Below are 20,184 nucleotides of genomic sequence, written 5' to 3'. Positions count from 1 at the left end.
GTAGGGGCGCGCGTTAACGTCCCGATGTTTCCGCGGAACGCGGCTGTGGGCCGGGTGCCGCACGCCCTGTACACCGATTTCATAAAGGGGAGACTTTTATGAACAGCACCGTGACCGCCTGGAAGGACGCCACGTACCGCGAGGGCCTCGCGGTGGACCCGGGCCACCCGGCGGGCGTCGTGGACCTCACCGCGGACCTCGCCGACGAGGGCACCTCCGTGGCCGCCGTGACCCTGTCCACGCAGCCGTTCTTCCAGTGCTGCGGCTGACCGAGGCCCTCCGCGGGGACCGCCCGTAGAGCGGCCCCCGCAGCCATCGAGGCCGGCGCCGGCCCGTCCCGCACGGGCCGGCGCCGGTCTGCCCCGGGGACGCACCCGGGACGGACGCGCATCCCGCCAGGAAAGGACCTCCCATGCCGCCCAGCCGGCCGCCCGGCAGGCACGCCGACTCCCTGGCCCCCGACTTCTGGGCCGCCGGTTGCTACCTGCGGGAACGCCTCACCCCCGACTCCGCGCCGCCGGACCCCGCGGACCCGGACCTGGCGGCGGCCCGGCTCGCCGGCTGGCGGGCGCTGGCCCCCTTCCGGGGCCCCGAGGAGCGCTTCGCCGACGGACTGCGCCCGGTCGGGGTGACGGCGCCGACGCTGTACCGGCTGCTCGGCGAGGACCCCGCGGCGCTCGCCGCCCGGCTGCCCGGCCGCCCGGCGTGGGCGGACCGGGTGCGCTCCGCGCCCACGACCCCCGCCCCGCCCGGCGAGGAGCCGCTGCCCGGCCTGCTGCGCGTCGCCGAACCCCTGCTGCGGCAGGCGAGGGACCGGATGCGCACGGCCCTGCGCGGCCTCGGGCCCTTCCCCGCGGAACTGGACGGGCTGTGCGACGCCCTGCCGGCGAGCGTGCCGGTGTCCCGGCTGGCCATGCTGCTGAAGCCCACCATGGTCCTGGAGATCAACGTGGCGCGCGTCGAGGGCCGGCTCGCGTCCGGGAGGACCGGCGAGGAGCGCTACCGCCTCTTCGTCGACTCGCTCGCCGACCCCGGCGAACAGCAGCGCGTCTGGACGGAGTACCCGGTGCTGGCCCGGAGCGTGGCCGAACTGCTCGACAGCTGGGTGGCGAACCGTACGCGCTTCGCCCGGCATCTGCGCGACGACCTCGGCGCGCTGTGCGGGACCGTGCTGTCCGGCGCGCGCCCGCGCGGGGTGGCGGCGGTGAACTTCGGCCAGGGCGACGTCCACCGAGGCGGCGCCTCGGTGTGCCGGGTGGACTTCCACGACGCGCCCCCGGTGTTCTACAAGCCGCGGTCGCTCGCCGTGGACGAGCAGTTCGCCAGGCTCCTGCGCCGCTTCACCGAGGACAGCCCGTACGCCCTGCGCACCCCGCGCACCCTGACCCGCGCGGACCACGGCTGGGCGGAGTGCGTGACGGCCCGGCCCTGCGCGTCGGCCGAGGACCTGGGCGGCTTCTACTGGCGCACCGGCGCGCTGCTGGCCCTGGTGCACGCCCTGCGCGGCACCGACTTCCACCACGAGAACATCGTCGCCGTCGGCGAGCACCCGGTGCTCGTCGACCTCGAGGCACTGCTGCACCCGGGCGCCCCGAAGGCGAAGGCCGCGGGGACACCCGGAGGCGGCGGCGCGGGCGCGGCGGAGCGCAAGTCGGCGCCGGTGCCGGAGCCGGAGTCGGAGGAGCCGGCCCTCGTCGCCCTGCGCGAGTCCGTGCGGGCCACCGCGCTGCTGCCCACCAAGGTGGTGCTGGACCGGGCCGCCGCGGGCGCCCCCGCCGCGGACTACAGCGGACTGAACGGAGCCGAGGACCAGCCGTCGGTCGTGCCGGTGCCGGTCGAGAAGAACCCGGGCACCGACGAGGTGCACATCGTGTGGGAGCACGTGTCCACCCCCGGCGGGGAGAACCGGCCGCGGCTGCCCGACGGCACCCCCGCCGACCCCGCCGACCACACCGCCGACGTGCTGGCGGGATTCCGCTTCGGCTACGACTGGATCAGCGACCGGCGCGCGGAACTCCTCGCCCCCGGCGGACTGGTGGCCGGCTTCGCCGACACCCCGGTGCGCTTCCTGCCCAGGGCCAGCTTCGTCTACGCCAAGGTGCTCGCCGAGAGCACCCACCCCGACTTCCTGCGGGACGCGCTGGAACGGGAGCGCAGCAGCGCCCGGCTGTGCGGCGGACGGTACGCGGGACCCGCGGGCGAGGCCGTCGTACGCGCCGAGATGGACGCGGTGCTGCGCGGGGACATCCCGCTGTTCGAGGCGCTGCCCGGCGCCCGGACGCTGCTGCTCGACGACGGACGGTCGGTGCCCGATTTCTTCGACGAGCCCGCGCTCGCCGCGGTGCGCCGGCGCATCGACGCCATGGGGCCCGAGGACCGGGCGTTCCAGGAGCGGATCATCGCCGGGTCGTTCGTCGGCGGTGTCGACGTCAGTCTGCCGGAGGAGCGGCCCTCCCGGGCCGCCGGCCGCGGCACCCCACGTACCCGGACCGCCGACGCCGACGAACTGGTGGCCGCCGCCACGGCCATCGGCGACCGGGTCCGGGAGCTCGCGACCGTACGGGAGGGGCGGATCGGCTGGATCGCGCCGCAGCCGGTGGCGTACGGCGTCTGGGACCTCGCCCCGCTCGGCGAGGACCTCTACTCGGGGCTCTCCGGCATCGGCCTCTTCCTCGCCGGGCTGGGCCTGGTCGGCGGGGAGGCACGATTCACCGCGCTGGCGCTGGACATCGCGGACGAGGTGGTCCGCCGGGTCCACGCGCGCGCCGCCGCCCCGGCCCGCGACACCGGCCAGGAGGCGGACATCGGGGCGTTCGGCGGCTGGATGGGGCCGGTGTACTTCCTGGCGCACCTCGATCGGCTGCTCGGCGGCACACCCCAGCTCGCCGCCGTGCGGGACCCGGCGCTGTCCGCCGTGGAGCGGGCCCTGGACGGCGCCAAGGCGTTCGACGTCGTGGCCGGCTCGGCGGGCTGCGCCCTGGCCCTGCTCGCCCTGGTGGACGCCGGTCTTGACACCGACGGACGAGCGGCGGCCCTCGCCCGCCGCGCCGCCCGGCACCTGGTGGCCGGCGCGGTCCCCGGCGGCAGCGGGCGGAGCCTGGCCTGGCAACACCACCAGATCGACAGCGGCCGCCCGCTCACCGGTTTCGCCCACGGCACGGCGGGCATCGTCACCGCCCTGGCCCGGCTGCACCCCCTCGCGCCCGACGAGGGCTGCGCCGAGGCGGTGGCCGGCGGGCTGGCGTACGAGGCGGAGGTGTTCGACCCCGGCGCGGGAAACTGGCCCGACTTCCGCACCGAGGCGCCGTCGCCCTACCGGTCGCTGTGGTGCCACGGCGCCGCGGGCATCGGCATGTCCCGCCTCGACCTGATCGGCAGGCCGGGGACCGCCGGCCGGGAGGAGGAGCTGGCCGCCGAGGCCCTGGCGGCGCTGCGGCCGGACGGGCCCGGCTCGCACCGGCTCACCGGCCGCGGCAGCGACAGCATGTGCCACGGCGACCTCGGCAACCTCGAACTCGTGCTGCTCGCCGAGCGGAGCGGACGGGCCGAGCCCGGCGGGCTGATGCGCGCGCTGGGGGAGAAGCTCGACGCCGCCGCGGAGGACGGCTGGGTGTGCGGCTCGCCGACCCGGAGCGAGACCCCCGGCCTGATGACGGGGATCTCGGGCGTGGGGCACCAACTGCTGCGGTTCGCCGCTCCGGACCGGGTGCCGTCCGTGCTGCTGCTGCACCCGCCGGCGCCGGACCCGCCGGTCAGCCGCCCAGCTGGGCGCGGAGCCAGTGCCGGATCTCCACGGTGACCGGGTCGGTGATGTCGGAGAACTCCTCCTGCTTCCGCAGGAACTTCGCCACGTAGGGGCAGACGGGCACGATGCGGCGGCCGGTGTCGCGCACATCGGTCAGCGCCTGCTGGACGAGGGTGAAGGCCAGGCCCTGACCGGCGAAGGCGTCGTCGATCTCGGTGTGGTAGAAGACGCGCTGCTCGCCCAGGTCACGGTATGCCGTGAAACCGGCGAGCCGGCCGTCGACCGTGATCTCGTATCGGTGCCTGTCATCGGCTCGGGTGACGACGGGAAGGGCGGCCGGCTGTGTCATCGTGTTCCGTGTTCCGTTCGGTGTGGCGGCGGGCGTACGAGACTCCCAGCCTAGGCCGCACCGCGGGCGCGGTGTGCCGCTGAGCGCACGGCGCCTTGCCCGAGAGCGCACCGGGACGCACACCGCCGCGACCGGCGGCGGGCGAATGACCGGCGGTGTCGGCAGGCGGCGGGTGCGATGATCGAGGGGTGCGCTCATCTCGCGCACAGATGGCCCCGAGAGGGCTCGTCCGTCGGGAGTGGGAATGGATCTGCGGCAGATGGAGGTCGTCGTCGCGGTCGCCGAGGAAGGCGGGTTCACGGCGGCCGCCCGGCGCCTGCACGTGGTGCAGTCGGCGGTGTCCGGCACGGTGCGGGCGCTGGAGAAGGAGATGGGGACCCGGCTGTTCGACCGCACCACGCACCGGGTGTCCCTGACCGCGGCCGGTGAGGCGTTCGTGCCCGCCGCCCGGGCCGCGCTGCGGGCGGTGGAGCAGGCACGGGCGGCGGTCGACGGGGCGCGGGGCGAGCTGCGGGGCCAGGTCACGGTGGGCACCATGCAGGGGGTCTGGGCCGGTCTGCACCGCGCCCTGGCCGGCCTGCGGGCGGAACACCCGCATGTGGCGATCCGGCTCCGGCAGGCGCCGGTGGCCGACATCCGGCAGGCGCTGCGCGAGGGGGCGGTGGACCTCGCCGTGGTGGCTCTCGACCGACAGCAGCAGCGCGGTCTGGTGACCCGGCTGCTGGCGCGCGAGGAGATGGTGCTGGCCGCCTCGCCCGCGCGCGCCTTCCCCCGGGACGACCAGGTCACCTTCGCCGAGGTCGCCCGGATGCCGTTCGTCGACTTCTCGCCCGGCTGGGCGATCCGCTCCGCGGTGGACCGGGCCTTCCGGGCCGCCCTGGTCGAGCGCGGCACCGCCTTCGAGGTCAACGACATCGTCGCGGCGTCCGAGCTCGTCCGCCATGACCTCGGGGTGTGCGTCATGCCCGAGTCGATCGCCGCCCGCTTCCCCGACCTGGCCCTGCGCAGGTTCCTCCGCCATCCGCCGCGCTGGAACGTGATGGTGGTGCGGCCCCGGGGGGACACACCTCCGGCGGTCGCCGCGCTGCTGCGGCACCTGACCTGAGGCGGCCCGGCCGTTCACTCCTGGGCAACGCCCCGTGCGCTGCCGGACACGCCGCGGCGCCACGCGGCCCTACGATCGGCGCGCGGCCCCTTCGACAGCGGGCGCACGAGCCGGAGCCGAGGGGATGGACAAGCATGAGGAAACAGCGGATGTGGCCGTGGACGGACCCATGGTCTTCCTGAACGGCGGCGCCGCCCGGCGGGTGATGCGGGCCCGCGATCCGCGCGAGAAACACCGCGCCGCGACCTCCCTGGAACTCCTCTTCGACCTGTGCTTCGTGGTCGCCGTGAGCCAGGCGTCCCAGAGCCTGCACGAGGCGGTCACCAGCGGGCACTACATGGCCGGGACCCTGGCCTACGCGATCGTGTTCTTCAGCGTGTGGTGGGCGTGGATGAACTTCACCTGGTTCGCCTCCGCCTACGACCCGGACGACACCCCGTACCGGCTCGCGGTGTTCGTCCAGATCACCGGGTCGCTGATCCTCGCCGCCGGGGTGCGGCGGGCCTTCGACGGGACCGACCTCACCGTCATCACGTGGGGGTACGTGGTGATGCGCACCGCGCTGGCCGCGCTGTGGCTGCGCGCCGCACGGGCCGACCCCGACCGGCGCCGGACCACGCTGCGCTTCGCCCTCGGGGTGGCGGCCTGCCAGATCGGCTGGGTGGCCCTGCTCTTCCTCCCGGACGGGATGCGCCTGCCGGGCATCGCCGTGCTGGTGGTGGCCGAGATCGCCGTCCCGGTGTGGGCGCAGTCCGCCGGGATGACCCCCTGGCACCCGCGCCACATCGCCGAGCGCTACGAGCTGTTCACGCTGATCGTGCTCGGCGAGTCCGTCGCCTCGGCCACGGGCGCGGTGCGCACCGCCTTCGACGAGCACCGCGGCACCGGGCAGCTGGGCGCGGTGGCGGCGGGCGGGCTGCTCATGGTCTTCGCCATGTGGTGGCTGTACTTCGCCCGGCCCGCGCACACCCTGCTGGCCACCACCCACCGGGCCGCCGGCCGGCGGTTCCTGTGGGCCTACGGCCACTATCTGATCTTCGCTTCGGCGGCCGCCGTCGGGGCCGGCCTGGCGGTGAACGCGGACCGGGTCAGCCACCGCGCCGAGGTGCCCGCGGTGGCCGCGGGCGCCCTGGTGGCCGTACCGGCGGCGGTCTTCCTGGTCACCGTGTGGGCGCTGCACCTGCGCCCCCACCACCGGCGCCCCGCCGAGTCGGTGCCCTTCCTGCTCGCCGCCGCCCTGATCCTCCTGACGGTGTTCTCCCCGGCGCCGGCCCTGGCCACGGGGGCGGTCCTGGCGGCCCTGGCCGTGGTCGTCACGGTCCAGGGCGGCCGGGCCGGGGCGGACTGACGGCAGAGGCCGCCGTCACCGCGCCTCAGCCGGCTCCGGCCACCCGCCGCCGGCTCGGCGGCACGATGGCGTCGGCCCCGGCCGGCGGCCGCCCGCGCCGGCCCAGCGCGTACCCGGCCCGGGGCGCCGCGGGCCAGGCCGGCCGGATCGGCCGGATCGGCCGGCGGCGGGTCGAGGGCCGTGGCGATCAGCCCGGCCGCCGCCACGGCCCCGGGGCGGGCGCGGCGTCAGCCGGCCGCGCGGACGGCCTGGAGGATCACGTCGGCGACGGTCTTCGGCCGCGACACCGCGACGGCGTGCGAGGCCCCCTGGACCTCGACGACCGACGCCCCGGCCCGCTTCGCGGCGAAGCGCTGCACCTCGGGGTTGATGGCGTGGTCCGCGTCGGCCACCACCGCCCAGGAGGGCTTGGTCTTCCAGGAGGCGACCTGGGCCGGCTCGTCGAACGCCGCGGCGGCGAGCGGCCGCTGGGCCACCGCCAGCACCTTGGTGACCTCCTCGGGCACATCGGCGGCGAACACCGAGGGGAAGGCCTCGGTGGCGATGGTGAGCTCCACCGCGGGCTCGGCGCCGTCGACGGGGTAGGTCGCGGGGCGCAGGTTGTCCGCCAGCGGCGGCGCGGGGAAGCGGCCCTGCAGCTCGCCGAGGCTCTCCCCCTCCTCCAGGACGTACGCCGCGACGAACACCAGCCCGGCCACGTTCTCGGTGGCGCCCGCGACGGTGATGATCGCACCGCCGTAGGAGTGGCCGACCAGGACCACGGGGCCGTCGATCTGGGCGGCGACGGAGGAGATGTAGGCGGCGTCGGACGCCAGCCCCCGCAGCGGGTTGGGCGGCGCCACCACGGACACGCCCTCGCTCTGGAGCTCGCGGATCACACCGGACCAGCTGGCCGCGTCGGCGAACGCGCCGTGGACCAGGACAACCGTCGGAGCAGTGCGCTCGGTCATGCTCGGATCCCCCTATCGGCCGGTGTGGAGGGCGGTGGCCAGCGTGTCGGACGCCAGCTTGATGGCGGCCTGGGCGGCGTACGTGCCGCGCAGCGCGTTGAGCATGACGAAGTCGTGGATGATGCCCTGGAAACGCACGGCGGTGACCGGGACACCGGCCTCGCGGAGCTTGTTCGCGTAGGCCTCGCCCTCGTCCCGCAGGACATCCGCCTCACCCGTGATGACCAGCGCCGGAGGCAGGCCGGTCAGCTGCTCGGTGGTGGCGCGCAGCGGGGAGGCGGTGATCTCCGCGCGCTCGGCCTCGTCGGTCGTGTACTGGTCCCAGAACCACTGCATGCCGTCCCGGCGCAGGAAGTACCCGGTGGCGAACTGCTGGTACGAACCGGTGTCGAAGTTGGCGTCGGTGACCGGGTAGAACAGCACCTGCTGGACCAGCGGCACATCGCCGCGCTCCTTGGCCATCAAGGTCAGGGCCGCGGTCATGTTGCCGCCGACGGAGTCCCCGGCCACGGCCAGGCGGCTGCCGTCCAGACCCTTGGACGCGCCCTCCCGCACCACCCACTGGGCGACCGCGTAGTTCTGCTCGATGGCCACCGGGTAGCGGGCCTCGGGAGACAGGTCGTACTCGGGGAACACCACGGCCGCGTTCGCACCGACGGCCAGTTCGCGCACCAGGCGGTCATGGGTGTGGGCGTTGCCGAACACCCAGCCCGCGCCGTGGATGTAGAGGATCACCGGAAGCGTTCCGGTGCTGCCGGCGGGCTTGACGACACGGGCCCGGACACTGCCCGTGGGGCCGCCGGCGACCGTGATCCACTCCTCGTCCACCTCCGGCTTGTCGATCTCGCCGGACTGCACCTCGTCGACCGCCTTGCGGCCCTCCGCGGGCAGCAGGTCGAACAGGTAGGGCGGGTTGGCGGTGGCTTCGGCGAAGGCGGCTGCGGCCGGCTCCAGCACGGGCTGGACCGGCACGATGGCATCGGACATCTGGCTCTCCCGAGTGACGCGGGGTTGTGAAAGGGAATTCCGGGAAAGATCGCGAAATCTCCCGGCTGCGATCACCTTAGGGCCGGTCCATGGACACCCCTTGTCCGTCAGCGTACCGGCCGTGTTCCGTCAGCGCATGACGGGAAAACCCCCACAACCCGAGTGCGCTGCCGGACCGGAACCAGTGCACTGCCGGGCAACGCGGACACGCCGGCGGCCCCTAGTGTCCTCGACGCAATCCGACATTGTCATGGGGAGCTGCCGAGGTGCCTACGATGCCGGTCGGCGGGTTGGAACCCCGCGCCGCCGACGACGATGCCGCGGACGTGATCGTCCGCAACGCCAAGATCTACACCGGGGACAGCGGTCGCCCACACGCCGGAGCCCTCGCCATCCGCGACGGCCTGGTCACGGTCGTGGGGGACGACGCCGAGGTCGCGCCCCTCGTCGGGCGGGCCACCACCGTGGTCGACGCGCTCGGCCGACGGGTGATCCCGGGCCTGAACGACGCCCACCTCCATGTGATCCGAGGAGGCCTCAACTATGTCCTGGAACTGCGCTGGGACGGTGTGCCCACGCTGCGTCAGGCCCTGGCGATGCTGCGGGAGCAGGCCGCCCGCACCCCGAAGGGGCAGTGGGTGCGGGTGGTGGGAGGGTGGTCGGCCGAGCAGTTCGCCGAACGGCGCCTGCCCACCCCCGCCGAACTCAACGCCGCCGCACCGGAGACCCCGGTGTTCGTTCTGCACCTGTACCAGTCGGCGATCCTGAACCGGGCGGCGCTCCGGGCCGTCGGCTACACCAAGGACACCCCCGACCCCTGGGGCGGCCAGATCGTACGGGCCAGGAACGGCGAGCCCAACGGCATGCTGATCGCCGCGCCCAGCGCCCTGATCCTCTACTCCACGCTCGCCAGGGCCCCGATGCTGGACGGCGAGCACAAGAAGACCTCCACCCAGCACTTCCTGCGCGAACTCAACCGGTTCGGTCTCACCTCCGCGATCGACGCCGCCGGAGGCTTCCAGAACTTCCCCGACAACTACGGCACGGTGACCGAACTGGCCCGCGAGGGCCGGCTGTCGCTGCGCATCGCCTACCACCTGTTCCCGCAGACCGCCGGGCAGGAGCTCGACGACCTCTCCCGCTGGGTCGAGATGGTCCGCCCCGAGGACGGGGACGAGTGGCTGCGGCTCAACGGCGCCGGAGAGAACCTCACCTGGGCCGCCGCCGACTTCGAGAACTTCGCCGAGCCGCGCCCCCACCTGGGCGACTACGAGCCCGCGTTCGAGCAGGCGGTGCGGCTGCTGATGGAGCACGGCTGGGGCTTCCGGCTGCACGCCACCTACGACGAGACCATCAGACGCGATCTGGCGGTCTTCGAGAAGCTCGCCGCCGAAGGGCTCTTCCCGGGCGGCAACAGATGGCTGTTCGACCACGCGGAGACCGTGTCCCCGGACAGCCTGGACCGGGTCGCGGCCCTCGGTGGCGCGATGTCCGTGCAGAACCGGATGTCGTTCCAGGGCGAGGTGTTCACCCGCCGGTACGGCGTCGGCCCCGCGGCGGACGCCCCGCCGGTGCGGGCCATGCTGGAGCGCGGACTGACCGTCGGCGCCGGCACCGACGCCACCCGGGTGTCCTCCTACAACCCCTGGGTGGCGCTGCACTGGCTGGTCTCCGGCCGGACGCTCGGCGGGCTGACCATGCGGCCGCCGCGCAACCGGGTCGACCGGGAGACCGCGCTCGCCATGTACACCCGGGCCGGCGCCGCGCTGACCGGCGAGGAGCACATCAAGGGCATCCTGCGGCCGGGCTTCTTCGGCGACCTGGCGCTGCTGTCCGACGACTACTTCGCCGTGCCGGAGCGGGACATCCCGCACATCGAGTCGCTGCTGACCGTCGTCGGCGGCCGGATCGTCCACGCGGTGGCGGAGTACGAGGGCATGGCGGACGAGATCCCCGCCGTCAGCCCCGGGTGGAGCCCGGTCGCGCACTTCGGCGGCTATCAGGCCACCGGCGGCCCGGTCGGCTCCGGCGCCCGCCAGGCGGAGCTGCTGGGCGAGGCCGCCGCCGAGTCGGAGGATCACTGGCAGTGGCGGGTCCGGCGCGGCCTGGCGGCGGAGACACGCCCCGAGTCGTACGACCCCTGTTTCGTCCTCTGACGGACATTCTCCGACAGACGCCTTCTGGCGGACATCCTCTGACAGAACATCATCCCATCCACCACACCCAGACCGATCGAAGGGAAAACCATGGTCGACATCAACGAGGTCAGCGCCGTACCGAGCCCCGACCTGCTCACTCCGGACAACGCCGTGGTGCTGTTCGTGGACCACCAGCCGCAGATGTTCTTCGGCACCGGCAGCGGCGACCGCAACTCGATCATCAACGCCACCGTCGGCCTGGCCAAGGCGGCCAAGGTCTTCGACGTGCCGGCGGTGCTCACCACCGTCGCCGCCGAGTCGTTCTCCGGCCCGATCCTGCCGCAGCTCGCGGAGGTCTTCCCCGACGCCGAGAGCATCGACCGCACCTCGATGAACGCCTGGGAGGACCCGGCGCTCGTCGAGGCCGTGAAGGCCACCGGCCGCACCAAGGTGGTCATCGCCGGGCTGTGGACCGAGGTCTGTCTCGTCCTGCCCGTGCTGTCCATGCTCGCCCAGGGCTACGAGGTGTACGTCGTCTCCGACGCCTCGGGCGGCGTCACCCCGCAGGCCCACGAGCACGCGCTCCAGCGGATGATCCAGGGCGGCGCGGTGCCGGTGACCTGGGTGCAGGTGCTGCTGGAGCTGCAGCGCGACTGGGCCAGAACGGAGACCTACGGCCCGGTCACGGAGGTCGTGAAGGAGCACGCCGGCGCCTACGGCCTCGGTGTCTTCTACGCGCAGTCCATGATCAACCCGCACGCCGCCGGCTGATCCCCACTCCCCGGCAGCGGAACGAGACCAGGAACAGGAACGAAACACGATGGACACCGGACTGCTGATCCTCCGGGTGGTGGTGGGCCTGCTCATCGCCGGCCACGGAGTGCAGAAGGTCAGCTTCCGCCTCGGCGGCAACGGTCTGGCAGGGGGAATCGAGGAGTTCCGGCACGACGGCTTCCGCGGCGGGGCCCTCACGGCGCTCGCCGCGGGCGCCGGCCAGATCGGTTCGGGCCTGTTCCTGGCGCTCGGGGCGCTCACCCCGATGGCGGCCATGGCCGCCATCGGGGTGATGACCGTCGCCTTCACCGTCAAGTGGCCCCACGGACTGTGGGTCCAGCACGACGGCTACGAATACCCCTTGGTGCTGGTCGTCGTGTGCGCGGCGCTGTCGTTCACCGGCTCCGGCCGGTGGTCCGTCGACCACGCGGTGGGCCTGACCCACTGGCCCGGGTGGCTGTCCGCGGCGGCGGCCGTTCTCGGGGTGGCCAGCGGCCTGCTGGCCCGGCTGCTCCTGCACCGCTCCACCACCGATGAAAGGACAACCGCCGATGCGCGCACTGCTGAGTGACGCGGCCCGCACCCTGGTGCCGCCCCGCGGGGACCGGCACGGCCCGCTGCCTCCGCTGATGCTGGTCCTCACCCTGGTCACCGGCGTGGTCGACGCGGTGAGCTACCTGGGTCTCGGGCATGTCTTCGTCGCCAACATGACCGGCAACGTGGTCTTCCTCGGCTTCGCGCTGGCGGGCGCCCAGGGGCTGTCCGCCCTGGCCTCGGTGGTCTCCCTGGGGGTGTTCCTGACCGGCGCGCTCGCCGGAGGCCGGCTCGGCGCCCGGCTGGCGGCCCATCGGGGCCGGCTGCTGGCGGTCTCCGCCACCGCCCAGACCGCCCTGCTCGGCGCGGCCGCCGTCACCGCGGCGGTCGCCGGCGGGCGGGTCACCACCGCGGTCGAGTACACCCTGATCGTGCTGCTGGGCCTGGCCATGGGCCTGCAGAACGCCGTGGCCCGCCGCCTCGGCGTCCCCGACCTGACCACCACCGTCCTCACCCTCACCCTGACCGGGCTCGCCGCCGACTCCAGTCCGGCCGGGGGCCGGGCGCCACGGCCCGGCCGGCGCGTCCTGGCCGTGCTGGTGATGTTCCTCGGCGCGCTCATCGGCGCCCAGCTGGTCCTGCACGCGCACCTGGTCGCGGCCCTCGGCCTGGCCGCGCTGCTGCTCCTGGTCACCGCGGCGGCCACCTACCGCCTCTCGGCCGCCGACGCCCCCTGGGCCCCGCCGACGACATGAGCCTCCGGCGAGAGGGACGCGGTGGTCAGCCGGCCGCGCCCTGCCATGCAGGGCCGGCAGCGCTCTGCGCTGAGGACGCCCCAGGTCGAGTTCGGTCTCCCCGCGCCAGGCCCGCAGCGGCCCCAGCAGCGCGAACCGCACCGGATCCTGTGCCACCTCACCCTCCGACACCAGATCGTCACCACGTTCGCGATCACTCTAGGTCGCCGGTCAACCGCGCCCCAACCCGTGGCGCCCCCATGCCGCAGAGCCCGTACTACCTCAATTGAAGGAGCCGGAGGTCGAACACCTGGTGTATCCGGATTTCCACTAAGCGTACGAAGCCCCAGGTAGGGTCGTCTTCCTAGCCTCGGGGGAATGGACAAGCGAGTACGCCCCGCCCCCGACCGGACCAGCCGTCGCCGCCAGCGCATGGTGGGCGCCGCGGTCGCCGCAGGCCTGGCCCTGGGCGCCCTGACCGTGCCCGCGGCAGGGGCCGTGGAACGCCTCGCGCCGAGCGGCGCCAAGCCGGCCGGTCCCACCCTCGACACCGGCTCCCCGGTCCGGGTGAACCAGGTCGGCTATCTGACCCACGGCCCCAAGAAGGGCACCGTCGTCACCACCGCCACCAAGCCCCTGACCTGGACGCTCCGCACCGCCCACGGCATCAAGGAAGCCGGCGGGACCACCACCCCCGCGGGTATCGACCCCAGCTCCGGGCAGAACGTCCAGACCTTCGACTTCAGCAAGGTCACCCAGAAGGGCAAGGGGTACACCGTCATCGTCGACGGGAAGGAGAGCGAGCCGTTCACCATCGGTGACGACATCTACAGCTCGCTGCGCCGCGATTCCCTGGCGTACTTCTACCAGAACCGCAGCGGCATCAAGATCGACGCCGACATCGTCGGCGGCAAGTACGCGCGCCCCGCGGGCCACGACAAGGCGGCCGCCCACGGGGGCGACACCGACGTGCCGTGCCGGCCGGGGGTGTGCGACTACCGCCGGAACGTCTCCGGTGGCTGGTACGACGCCGGCGACCAGGGCAAGTACGTCGTCAACGGCGGCATTTCGGTGGCCCAGCTGATGTCCGCCTTCGAACGCACCCGCACCACCAAGGGCGCCGACGCGAAGCCGCTGGGCGACGGCCGGCTCCGGGTGCCCGAGCACGGCAACGGCGTCCCGGACATCCTCGACGAGGCCCGCTGGGAGATGGACTTCCTGATGCGGATGCAGGTGCCCCAGGGCAAGCCGCTCGCCGGCATGGCCTTCCACAAGGTGCACGACGACCAGTGGACCGGCTTCCCGACCCGGCCGGACCAGGACAAGCAGCAGCGCGAGCTGCACGCGCCGTCCACCGCCGCCACGCTCAACCTGGCGGCCACCGCTGCCCAGAGCGCCCGCCTCTTCAAGCCCTACGACCCGAAGTTCGCCGCCCGGAGCCTGCACGTGGCCGAGACCGCCTGGGCCGCGGCCAAGGCGCACCCGGACGTGATCGCCAGTGACCAGGACTCCACGGGCGGCGGCGCGTACGGCGACAGCGACGTCAGCGACGAGTTCTACTGGGCCGCGGCCGAGCTGTTCATCACCACCGGGGACAACACCTACCGCCAGGCGGTCCTCCAGTCGCCGCTGCACGGCGACGTCGACGCGCTCTTCCCGCGCGGCGGCGCCCTGTCCTGGTCCCAGGTCGCGGGCCTCGGGGCGCTCGACCTGGCCACCGTGCCCAACAAGCTCACCGACAAGCAGCGCGACGCCGTGCGCAGGACGGTGATCCGGGCCGCCGACCGCTACGCCGCGGACTCCGCCAAGTCGGCCTACGGCGTGCCGTACGCGCCGAAGGGCGGCGCCTACGAGTGGGGTTCCAACAGCCAGGTGCTGAACAACATGGTCGTCCTCGCCACCGCCCACGACCTGACCGGGAAGTCCCGCTACCGTGACGCGGTGCTGCGCGGCATGGACTACCTGCTGGGCGCCAACCCCCTCAACCAGTCCTACGTCACCGGCTACGGCGAGCGGAACTCGCACCACCAGCACCACCGCTTCTGGGCCCACCAGATCGACCCCAAGCTGCCGAACCCGGCGCCCGGCTCGCTGGCCGGCGGCCCGAACTCCGGGCTGCAGGACCCGGTGGCCCAGAAGAAGCTGAAGGGCTGCGCCCCAGCGATGTGCTACACCGACGACATCATGTCGTTCTCCACCAACGAGATCACCATCAACTGGAACGCCCCGCTGGCCTGGATCTCCTCGTACGCCGACGACCTCGGCCACAACGCGGCGGGCGGGGCGGGGGCGACCCGGAGCTGAGCCGTCCCCCGGGCGCGGCCATGACCGACGAAGCGGAGACCGTCCGGAAGGGCGGTCTCCGCTTCGACGACGACATCCGGCCGTCCGCCAGGCGGAGGGCGACGCAGCGGTCGCCCGGCTAGGAGCCGCCGGTCAGGACCGGGCCCAGCGTCGTGGCGAACAGCCGCCGCCCGGACGCGTCGGCCGTACAGGCCCCCGAGCCGATGCCCTGGCCGGGCCACGGGTCGTGTTCATACGCCCAGCGCACCCGCCCGTCCGCCTCGTACGCGGTGATGGCGTCCCGGCCGCTCACGGCGGACCTCAGGCGCCGAGCCGGCCGCCGGTCAGCCGCGCCAGCGGGCTGCGCCGGCGAGCGGCGCGCTGCCGCAGGACGACCGCGGTGGCGCCGGCGGCCGCGGCACCCGCGCCGGTGGCGGCCAGGATCTTCCGCGCCTTGATCACCATGACGGCCGTGCCGACCGCCGCGGCCGCCTTCTTGGGGGCCTCGGCGGCCACGGTACGGCCCGTGGCGACGGCCTTCCCGGCGACGGCCTGCGCCTTGTCGGCAGCGGTGTGCGCCTTGTCGGCCGCGGCGTGCGCGGTCCGACCCGCGCCTCCCGCCGCCGTCTTCGCCGCGGTCCCGGTCGCCTTCCCCGCCTCGCTCGCGGTGTCCTTGGCGCGCTCCGCGGTCTTCCCCTTGGCCTTGGTGGCCGTGTCCTTCGCCGTGTTGTTCGCCGTGTTCTTCGCCTTCGCGCCGGCGCTCCGTGCAGTGGTCTGTGCGTTCCTTTTCTCGGCCATGTCCTTCGGGTTGCCGCTCGCCCTGGCCGCAAACCCTTCGGCGTCCCCGCCCCGACCCCCGTCCCCCGACCACCCCTGACGGGCGGTCACCGCGGAATGCGCCCCTTGCTGCGCATCGCGGTGCGGACCCGCTCCTCGGCGAGGGTGCGGCCCGCGGTGTGCGGGGTCGAGTCGCGGCGCCGCGCCTCCTCGAGAACGGTGACAGCGTTGGCGCGCAGCCGGTCGGAGATGGTCTCGAAGATGGCGGGGGTCCCGGGCCGGAAACCCGAGTAGCGGGAGTCCATGGCGAACGCGGCGGCCACGACGCCGCCCGCGTTGGCGACGAAGTCGGGGAGGACGGTGACGCCGCGCCGGGCGAGGATCTCCTGGGCCCGCGGCGAGGTGGGCAGGTTCGCGCCTTCCACGACGAGCCGGGCCTTGATGTCGGGGGCGTTGTCCTCGTCGATGACGTCCTGAAGGGCGGCGGGGACCAGGATGTCGCAGTCGACGGTCAGCTCCCGGCCGGAGGGGATCGCGGTGCCCTGCGGGTGCCGGCTCACGAGGTCGTCGCCGTGTTCCTCGCGGGCGGCGAGCAGTGCGGGCACGTCCAGGCCGGCGGGGTCGTGGAGGGCGCCCTTGGCCGTGGACACGGCGACGACGGTGGCGCCCAGTTCGGCGAACCGCCTGGCCGCGGCGTTGCCCACGGCGCCGAAGCCCTGGATGGCGATCCGGGCCCCGGCGAGCGGTCGGCCCAGGAAGTCCGCGGCGGCGTCGGCGGCCTCCGCGACGCCGTAGCCGGTGACGCCGAGCCTGTCGTAGGCGACGCCGCCGAGGTGTTCCGGGGTGCCGACGGCCGCGCCGCGGTCGCCGAGTTCGTCCTGGACGATGGCCGCGTCGTCCTCGGTCAGCCCCATGTCCAGGCCCATGACGTATTCGCGGGGCACCTCGTTGGACAGCGCGCGGGCGAAGGCCCGCAGGATCGCTTCCTTGTCGGGGGAGGAGGGGTCGGCGACGACACCGGCCTTGGCACCGCCGTAGAAGAGGTCCACGCTCGCCCACTTCCACGTCATGACGCGGGCCAGCCGGGCGATCTCCTCGACGGAGACATGCGGACTCATCCGGGTCCCGCCCTTGCCGATGCCCCGGGCGGTGTTGTCGATGACCAGGACGCCCTTCATGCCGGTGCGTCGGTGGGAGACGACGACGATCTTCTCGGGTCCCCAGTCGTCGACGAGGAGGAGCGCGTCAGTCACGGTGTGGTCCTTGTCTGTTGTCGTGGCCTGCGGTGGTTGTCTGGTGTGGTGGTTGCCTGGTGTGGTGGTCGCCTGGTGCGGTGCTCGCGTGGTGCGGCGGTCCGTCTCCGGGTCAGGCGCGTGGCGGGGGAGTGGCGAGCGCCCGGGCGATCAGCTCCGCGAGATGGGTGCCGTGCCGGTCGGTCCCCTGGGCGATCTGGGTGCGGCAGCTGAAGCCGTCGGCGAGGACGACGGTGTCGGGGGAGGCCTCCCGTACGGCGGGCAGCAGCACCTGTTCGCCGGCGGCGACGGACACCTCGTAGTGGCCGCGTTCGAAGCCGAAGTTGCCGGCCAGCCCGCAGCAGCCGGAGTCCAGGGCCTGGTTGTCGACGCCCATGGCCTCCAGCAGGGCGCTGTCGGCCCCGAATCCCGAGGTGGCGTGCTGGTGGCAGTGCGTCTGGCTGAGCGAGCGCACGGGCAGCCGGGGAGGCCGCCAGCCGGGCGTGTGGTGGACGAGCAGCTCGGCCAGGGTGACGGTGGCCCCGGCCAGGGCGCGGGCGTCGGTGTCGCCGCCGAGGAGTTCGGGCAGGTCGGACCTGAGGGCCGCGGTACAGCTCGGCTCCAGGCCGACGACGCGTGTTCCGGCGCGTACCGCCGGGGCGAGCGCGGCGGTGGTGCGCCGGGCCATGCGGCGGGCGACGCCGAGCTGGCCGGTGGTGATCCAGGTCAGCCCGCAGCACTGGGTGCCGTCGGGCACTTGGACCCGGTAGCCCGCCTCCTCGAGCACGGCGACCGCGGCCTGGAGCACCTCGGGGGTGAAGTGGTTGTTGAAGGAGTCGACCCACAGCATGACCGGCCCGCGGTGGCCGCCGCCCCCGGGGACCCGGGCCCGGAACCACGACAGGAAGGTCCGCCGGGCGAAGCGCGGCACCTCCCGCTCCGCGGCGATCCCGCCCAGGCGTTTGATCAGGGGCGCCGGCCAGGACGCCGTCAGCGCGTTGACGACCCTCGGCATACGGGCCGCCACGCGGGACAGCAGCGGGAGCCAGCCCATGGTGTAGTGCGCGGCGGGCCGCAGCCGCCCCTTGTAGTGGTGGTACAGGAACTCCGACTTGTAGGTGGCCATGTCCACCCCGACCGGGCAGTCGACGCTGCACCCCTTGCAGGACAGACACAGGTCGAGGGCGTCGCGCACCTCGGTCGACCGCCACCCGTCGGTGATCACCTCGCCCTGCGTCATCTCGTACAGCAGACGGGCCCGGCCGCGGGTGGAGTCCTTCTCGTCCCGGGTGACCCGGTAGCTGGGGCACATGACGTCGCCGCGGTGGTCGGCGGAGCGGCACTTGCCGACGCCGACACACCGGCGGGTGGCCTTGGCGAAGTCGCCGTCGTCGGCGGGGAAGGGGAACACCGTGTGCAGGGGGGTGAGGGGGAGCGGGGCGCGGTGCGGGCTCACCCGCAGGTTTCCGTCGACGGGCAGCGGGCGCACGATCATCCCGGGGTTCAGGCCGTTGTCGGGGTCCCAGGCGTTCTTGAACTCCTCGAACAGGGCGATGACTTCGGGCCCGTACATCAGGGGCAGCAGCTCCGAGCGCGCCTGCCCGTCCCCGTGTTCGCCCGACAGCGAGCCGCCGTGGTCGGCGACGAGCTTCGCGGCGTCGGTGACGAAGGCGCGGAAGACGGCGGTGCCGTGCTCGGTGGTGAAGTCGAAGTCGATGCGCACGTGCAGACAGCCCTCGCCGAAGTGGCCGTAGACGGCGCCCCGCAGTCCGTGCCGCGTCAGCAGGTCGGTGAAGTGGCGCAGGTACGAGCCGAGCCGCTCGGGCGGTACGGCGGCGTCCTCCCAGCCCGGCCAGGCCTCGGAGCCGTCCGGCAGCCGCGTGGCGAGCCCCGCCCCGTCCTCGCGGATCCGCCACAGCCGCCTGGCCCGGGCGGGGTCGGTGACGACCTCGCCGCCGGTGCAGCCGGCGGTCCGCCCGGCGGCCGCGGCCAGCTCCGCCGCCCGCCGGGGCAGTTCCTCCCGCTCGCCGCCGATCTCGGCGAACAGCCAGGCCCGAGCGCCGGGCAGGGTGTCGATCGCCGCCCGGGTCCGCGGCCGGGTGACGATGTCGGTGAGGGCCTGGTCGAGCCCTTCGAGGGCCAGTGGGCGGTGTTCCAGCAGCGCGGGGACCGCGTCGGCCGCGGCGCAGGCGTCCCGGTAGCCGAGCACGACCAGCGCGCGGGCGGGGGGAGGGGAGACGAGGCGGAGGGTCGCGGAGAGGATGACGGCCAGCGTCCCCTCGCTGCCCACCAGGGCCCTGGCGAGGTTGAAGCGCCGCTCGGGCAGCAGGTGTTCCAGCGCGTAGCCCGACACCTGGCGCGGGAACCGCCCCAGCTCGGTGCGCAGTGTGGCCAGGTTCTTCCGGGCCAGGTCGTACAGGGCCGCGATGAGCCGCCCCCGGTCGTCCCCGGCGGCGATGGCCTCCTCGATCTCGTCCCGCGTCATCTCGCCGAGGCGGAGCACGGTCCCGCGGTAGGTGGCCACCTCCAGCTCCAGGACGTTCTCCGCCGTGCGTCCCCAGGCGAGGGAGTGCGAACCGCACGCGTTGTTGCCGATCATTCCGCCCAGCGTGCAACGGCTGTGGGTGGACGGATCGGCGCCGAAGAGCAGGCCGTGCCCGGCGGCGGCGGTCTGCAGCTCGTCCAGCACGATCCCCGGCTGCACCGTGGCCGTACGGGCCGTCGCGTCCAGGGAGAGCAGCCGGTTGAAGTGGCGGGAGAAGTCGAGCACCACCCCGGAGCCGACGGCCTGCCCGGAGGTGCTGGTGCCCGCCCCGCGCGAGGTGATCGGGATCCCGAGGCGGCGGCACACGGCGATCGCGTTGAGGACGTGGCGCCGTTCGCGGGGGAAGACCACCGCGAGCGGGATCCGCCGGTAGTTGGAGGCGTCGGCCGAGTACTGGGCGCGGCGGCCGGCGTCGCCGTGGACCTCTCCGCAGTCGCCTCGGCGGAGGGCCTCGGCCACCGTCGCCGCGTCGGGACTGCCGGGGACCTGCGCTGTCGCGGTCACTGTGCTGGCTCCTTCTCGTTCACCGGTCGCGTTCGACCTCTGGCACCACCTTCGGCGCGCCGCCGCCACCCCCACAAGACCCAGCAGAACGAAATAAATGAGCGTGCAGCGCAAGATTGGCTTAGTCTTGGCGCCGCCTGCCCGCCTGCCCGCCTGCCCGCCTGCCCGCCGCCTGCCCG

At 73.9% G+C, this 20,184-nt stretch carries 16 protein-coding genes; 9 read left to right on the top strand and 7 right to left on the bottom strand.

Going from position 1 to position 20,184, the window contains the following annotated elements:
* The first annotated feature begins 98 nt into the window (after nucleotides 1-98).
* Both BBH68_RS40045 and BBH68_RS34110 read left to right on the top strand, forming a co-directional pair.
* Complete coding sequence (locus BBH68_RS40045) at nucleotides 99-269, top strand: mersacidin/lichenicidin family type 2 lantibiotic (protein WP_014181724.1); 171 nt, start codon at nucleotides 99-101, stop codon at nucleotides 267-269.
* Nucleotides 270-412: 143 nt separating this feature from the next.
* Nucleotides 413-3,799: a type 2 lanthipeptide synthetase LanM family protein gene (locus BBH68_RS34110; RefSeq protein WP_065967646.1), complete on the top strand. Its 3,387-nt coding sequence runs from the start codon at nucleotides 413-415 to the stop codon at nucleotides 3,797-3,799.
* Here the strand turns inward: BBH68_RS34110 and BBH68_RS34105 are convergent.
* Nucleotides 3,753-4,094, bottom strand: a complete 342-nt coding sequence (locus tag BBH68_RS34105) for a GNAT family N-acetyltransferase (protein ID WP_065967645.1) — start codon at nucleotides 4,092-4,094, stop codon at nucleotides 3,753-3,755. The genes BBH68_RS34110 and BBH68_RS34105 overlap by 47 nt on opposite strands.
* A gap of 244 nt (nucleotides 4,095-4,338) precedes the next feature.
* Here BBH68_RS34105 and BBH68_RS34100 point away from each other — a divergent pair, with 244 nt between their 5' ends.
* Both BBH68_RS34100 and BBH68_RS34095 read left to right on the top strand, forming a co-directional pair.
* Nucleotides 4,339-5,199 carry a LysR family transcriptional regulator gene (locus BBH68_RS34100; protein ID WP_065967644.1) on the top strand — a complete coding sequence of 287 codons (861 nt, stop codon included), beginning with the start codon at nucleotides 4,339-4,341 and terminating at the stop codon, nucleotides 5,197-5,199.
* A 124-nt stretch (nucleotides 5,200-5,323) separates the two neighbouring features.
* A complete protein-coding gene (locus BBH68_RS34095) occupies nucleotides 5,324-6,547 on the top strand; it encodes a low temperature requirement protein A (protein WP_079151386.1) in 1,224 nt (407 codons plus the stop codon).
* A gap of 227 nt (nucleotides 6,548-6,774) precedes the next feature.
* Here BBH68_RS34095 and BBH68_RS34090 read toward each other — a convergent pair whose 3' ends face one another.
* Both BBH68_RS34090 and BBH68_RS34085 read right to left on the bottom strand, forming a co-directional pair.
* Nucleotides 6,775-7,497 carry an alpha/beta fold hydrolase gene (locus BBH68_RS34090; protein ID WP_065967643.1) on the bottom strand — a complete coding sequence of 241 codons (723 nt, stop codon included), beginning with the start codon at nucleotides 7,495-7,497 and terminating at the stop codon, nucleotides 6,775-6,777.
* Nucleotides 7,498-7,509: 12 nt separating this feature from the next.
* Nucleotides 7,510-8,484, bottom strand: a complete 975-nt coding sequence (locus BBH68_RS34085; protein WP_065967642.1) for an alpha/beta hydrolase — start codon at nucleotides 8,482-8,484, stop codon at nucleotides 7,510-7,512.
* A gap of 275 nt (nucleotides 8,485-8,759) precedes the next feature.
* On the opposite strand from BBH68_RS34085, the gene BBH68_RS34080 reads away from it, so the two are divergent.
* From BBH68_RS34080 to BBH68_RS34060, 5 genes are all read left to right on the top strand, one after another.
* Entirely contained in the window at nucleotides 8,760-10,640 is a 1,881-nt protein-coding gene (locus tag BBH68_RS34080) for an amidohydrolase (protein ID WP_065967641.1), read from the top strand.
* 90 nt (nucleotides 10,641-10,730) lie between these two features.
* On the top strand, nucleotides 10,731-11,393 hold the full coding sequence (locus BBH68_RS34075; RefSeq protein WP_065967640.1) for a hydrolase: 663 nt from the start codon (nucleotides 10,731-10,733) through the stop codon (nucleotides 11,391-11,393).
* A 49-nt stretch (nucleotides 11,394-11,442) separates the two neighbouring features.
* Entirely contained in the window at nucleotides 11,443-11,967 is a 525-nt protein-coding gene (locus tag BBH68_RS34070; RefSeq protein ID WP_065967639.1) for a DoxX family protein, read from the top strand.
* Nucleotides 11,948-12,685 (top strand): YoaK family protein, encoded by a 738-nt coding sequence (locus BBH68_RS34065; protein ID WP_065967638.1) that lies wholly within the window; start codon nucleotides 11,948-11,950, stop codon nucleotides 12,683-12,685. The genes BBH68_RS34070 and BBH68_RS34065 overlap by 20 nt, the downstream gene beginning before the upstream one ends.
* Before the next feature lie 411 nt (nucleotides 12,686-13,096).
* Nucleotides 13,097-14,968 (top strand): glycoside hydrolase family 9 protein, encoded by a 1,872-nt coding sequence (locus BBH68_RS34060; protein ID WP_065967637.1) that lies wholly within the window; start codon nucleotides 13,097-13,099, stop codon nucleotides 14,966-14,968.
* 118 nt (nucleotides 14,969-15,086) lie between these two features.
* On the opposite strand, the gene BBH68_RS42390 is transcribed toward BBH68_RS34060, so the two are convergent.
* The 4 genes from BBH68_RS42390 to BBH68_RS34045 form a co-directional block, all read right to left on the bottom strand.
* Nucleotides 15,087-15,260, bottom strand: a complete 174-nt coding sequence (locus tag BBH68_RS42390) for a hypothetical protein (protein WP_158080345.1) — start codon at nucleotides 15,258-15,260, stop codon at nucleotides 15,087-15,089.
* 8 nt (nucleotides 15,261-15,268) lie between these two features.
* On the bottom strand, nucleotides 15,269-15,745 hold the full coding sequence (locus tag BBH68_RS34055; protein WP_065967636.1) for a hypothetical protein: 477 nt from the start codon (nucleotides 15,743-15,745) through the stop codon (nucleotides 15,269-15,271).
* 86 nt (nucleotides 15,746-15,831) lie between these two features.
* On the bottom strand, nucleotides 15,832-16,977 hold the full coding sequence (locus BBH68_RS34050) for a Glu/Leu/Phe/Val family dehydrogenase (protein WP_065967635.1): 1,146 nt from the start codon (nucleotides 16,975-16,977) through the stop codon (nucleotides 15,832-15,834).
* Between the two features lie 112 nt (nucleotides 16,978-17,089).
* Complete coding sequence (locus tag BBH68_RS34045) at nucleotides 17,090-20,005, bottom strand: FAD-binding and (Fe-S)-binding domain-containing protein (protein ID WP_065967634.1); 2,916 nt, start codon at nucleotides 20,003-20,005, stop codon at nucleotides 17,090-17,092.
* Nucleotides 20,006-20,184: the final 179 nt, after the last annotated feature.

It is taken from the genome of Streptomyces sparsogenes, assembly GCF_001704635.1.
In the GTDB taxonomy this organism is placed as follows: Bacteria; Actinomycetota; Actinomycetes; order Streptomycetales; family Streptomycetaceae; genus Streptomyces; species Streptomyces sparsogenes.
This window is presented reverse-complemented; position numbering and strand designations above follow the sequence as displayed.

What these genes read in the sequence shown, in the direction of transcription:
- BBH68_RS34100 (WP_065967644.1), top strand. Translation starts at nt 4,339, where the DNA reads ATGGATCTGCGGCAGATGGAGGTCGTCGTCGCGGTCGCCGAGGAAGGC.
- BBH68_RS34075 (WP_065967640.1), top strand. Translation starts at nt 10,731, where the DNA reads ATGGTCGACATCAACGAGGTCAGCGCCGTACCGAGCCCCGACCTGCTC.
- BBH68_RS34105 (WP_065967645.1), bottom strand. Translation starts at nt 4,094, where the DNA reads ATGACACAGCCGGCCGCCCTTCCCGTCGTCACCCGAGCCGATGACAGG.
- BBH68_RS34060 (WP_065967637.1), top strand. Translation starts at nt 13,097, where the DNA reads ATGGTGGGCGCCGCGGTCGCCGCAGGCCTGGCCCTGGGCGCCCTGACC.
- BBH68_RS34110 (WP_065967646.1), top strand. Translation starts at nt 413, where the DNA reads ATGCCGCCCAGCCGGCCGCCCGGCAGGCACGCCGACTCCCTGGCCCCC.
- BBH68_RS40045 (WP_014181724.1), top strand. Translation starts at nt 99, where the DNA reads ATGAACAGCACCGTGACCGCCTGGAAGGACGCCACGTACCGCGAGGGC.
- BBH68_RS34085 (WP_065967642.1), bottom strand. Translation starts at nt 8,484, where the DNA reads ATGTCCGATGCCATCGTGCCGGTCCAGCCCGTGCTGGAGCCGGCCGCA.
- BBH68_RS34070 (WP_065967639.1), top strand. Translation starts at nt 11,443, where the DNA reads ATGGACACCGGACTGCTGATCCTCCGGGTGGTGGTGGGCCTGCTCATC.
- BBH68_RS34065 (WP_065967638.1), top strand. Translation starts at nt 11,948, where the DNA reads ATGCGCGCACTGCTGAGTGACGCGGCCCGCACCCTGGTGCCGCCCCGC.
- BBH68_RS34095 (WP_079151386.1), top strand. Translation starts at nt 5,324, where the DNA reads ATGGACAAGCATGAGGAAACAGCGGATGTGGCCGTGGACGGACCCATG.
- BBH68_RS34055 (WP_065967636.1), bottom strand. Translation starts at nt 15,745, where the DNA reads ATGGCCGAGAAAAGGAACGCACAGACCACTGCACGGAGCGCCGGCGCG.
- BBH68_RS34090 (WP_065967643.1), bottom strand. Translation starts at nt 7,497, where the DNA reads ATGACCGAGCGCACTGCTCCGACGGTTGTCCTGGTCCACGGCGCGTTC.
- BBH68_RS34080 (WP_065967641.1), top strand. Translation starts at nt 8,760, where the DNA reads ATGCCGGTCGGCGGGTTGGAACCCCGCGCCGCCGACGACGATGCCGCG.